The sequence below is a fragment of the Mesorhizobium sp. M7A.F.Ca.ET.027.03.2.1 genome (assembly GCF_003999175.1).
Lineage (GTDB): Bacteria > Pseudomonadota > Alphaproteobacteria > Rhizobiales > Rhizobiaceae > Mesorhizobium.
Genome location: NZ_RZOM01001132.1, coordinates 1 through 1,927, shown reverse-complemented (window position 1 = coordinate 1,927; position 1,927 = coordinate 1). Strand labels below are relative to the sequence as shown.

The window sequence follows — 1,927 nt, the reverse complement described above, 5'->3', positions numbered from 1 at the left end:
GCCTCGCACCTCTGTGCCGCCGGCGCAATGCGATTGGTCGAGCCGCCAGAGCCGCTCGATTTCGCTGGCGAATGCCGGATTGGTCGTGGTGCCATACCAGCGCCGGGATAGACGACGACGTCGCGGCGTGGATTTGCGTGAATTGTTGATCCAGTCCGAGATCGAGCCTCGCGGGGCGGAGTAGCCGGCCTTGGACAGGAAGCCAAGGCCGGTCTTCTCGGTGGCAGTCTGCGGTGCTTAGGCCTTGTTTCCGATCACATGGTGGTGGTGGCGGTGATGATGGTGGTGGCGGACATGGTGGCGGTGATGATGGTGGTGACGATGATGCTTGGCCATCGGGGCCGCATCCGCGCTCGTCGCGCCGATGACGGGCACCGTGAAAGCCAATGCAACTGCAAGCCCGAGGGCCGAGAGGAGGGACTTCTTCATGGATGGTTTCCTTTTGTTTCGCGGGCGCATATGGATCGAGGCGATAGCCCGGCCGCCGCGAATGGAATTACGCGCCTGAATTTTTTCGTCAGTATTTCCCGATTGTAGAATTTTGTTTCTGGACTGTTTCTGCCCAATCCAGCCTCCCGCCACCATGCACGGCAAGATCGAGAGAGACGGCCATTGGGCCGCCTGTTCGACTACATCGGTGGCACGACGCCGTTGGTTCCGACCACGACGCGGCTGGCGCTCAGCGCGCCGTCGCTGCCCCGCTCAGCGGTGACGAAGACCGTCGCACCCGGCTTGAGGTTGGTAGGCGTCGCCGGCGCGAAGGTCACGACGGGCGTGGTGTCGGGGATCGAGATCTTCTTGGTCTGGCCATTGTCATAGGTCAGCGTGACGGACCGCCCGCTTATATCGGTAACGTCGGCAACGGTGCCGTTGGTCATCCGGCTGTTTGGCTGGAGGTCCCAGGGGCGGTCACCCTCGCCGGTTCCTTTCAGCGCGGCCGGAAAGACCACCACCTCCAGGGCGCCGCTGCCACCATCCGCTTTCGAAACCGAGGCAATGCCGAGGAAATCGCCCTGCTTGATGTCCTTTGCCGAGGCGTTGGCGACGCCCGAGATCTTCCAGCCGGCCTTGAGCTTGATCGCGTCGGTATCGCCCTGGCGCGTTTTCACGGTGAGCAGCGTGGGTTCGAAACTGACCACCGTGCCGCGCACACGCAGCGCCTCTGCGGCTTGGGCGGCGCCCGCGCCGGCGACGTAAAGGCTGGAAATCGTGCCGAGCACGACCATGACTGTCTTCAGGTTGATTGCAAAAATCCTTCCGGGAACGGCTGGCTGGAACCGGATGGTTTCACGCCAGCGACCCGGAGATAACGAATGGGCGCGGCGAAACTGCCGGCAAAAGGCTGATCAGGCCTTCAAAACAACTTGATCGCGACGTGTGCGCGAGAGGCCGCGCCAGGTACCTGGTTCACGATCCCGTGACGGCCCTTTTGGCTCTTGGCAAATCGCCGGCGAGAGGGCATCTTCCCGACCGTCTCAGGCAACACTCCTCATTTGATCAAACTCTTTCAGTCATGGAGTTGCCAATGCCCCATAATGCGAAAAGCGAACCCCACTCCGAACCGGCAACCAACGGGAGCGGGCCAGATTACAACACCCTCAGAGCGATGCGGGAGACCCGCGGTTACAGCGTGGAAGAGCTCTCCCTGACATGCGGCCTGGCGGTGGACGAGATTGAGGATATCGAAAGCGGCAGAGTGACCGACCCGTCGAAGCTGCGTCGTATTGTGTCCGCGCTTCACCTTCCCCAGGAGGCTCTGATCACCCCGGCTGCGCCGACGCCGGCGGCGCAAGGCCGATCGCTGGCTTAGATCCGCACCAAGCATTCCAGAGAACCCGCCAAGGCTCCTTGGCGGGTTTCTTTGTACCTGCCGCAGCGTCTGCTTCAGCCTGGGGCTTGCCGATTTGTATGCCGCACGTGCTTATAC

Annotated in this window: 4 protein-coding genes; 3 read left to right on the top strand and 1 reads right to left on the bottom strand. The window is 62.2% G+C overall.

What is annotated here, in order from left to right; all coding sequences use genetic code 11:
• On the top strand, window positions 1-184 hold a 184-nt coding region (locus EN750_RS40090), incomplete at its 5' end, for a hypothetical protein (RefSeq protein ID WP_210212785.1).
• A gap of 74 nt (window positions 185-258) precedes the next feature.
• Window positions 259-537, top strand: a complete 279-nt coding sequence (locus tag EN750_RS39685) for a hypothetical protein (protein WP_164761732.1) — start codon at window positions 259-261, stop codon at window positions 535-537.
• Window positions 538-629: 92 nt separating this feature from the next.
• On the opposite strand, the gene EN750_RS32060 is transcribed toward EN750_RS39685, so the two are convergent.
• The gene (locus tag EN750_RS32060) at window positions 630-1,244 is read right to left on the bottom strand and encodes a hypothetical protein (RefSeq protein ID WP_127399086.1); all 615 of its coding nucleotides are present in this window, start codon (window positions 1,242-1,244) and stop codon (window positions 630-632) included.
• A 281-nt stretch (window positions 1,245-1,525) separates the two neighbouring features.
• Between EN750_RS32060 and EN750_RS32055 the strand changes: the two genes are divergently transcribed.
• Window positions 1,526-1,810: a helix-turn-helix transcriptional regulator gene (locus EN750_RS32055; protein WP_127320647.1), complete on the top strand. Its 285-nt coding sequence runs from the start codon at window positions 1,526-1,528 to the stop codon at window positions 1,808-1,810.
• Window positions 1,811-1,927: the final 117 nt, after the last annotated feature.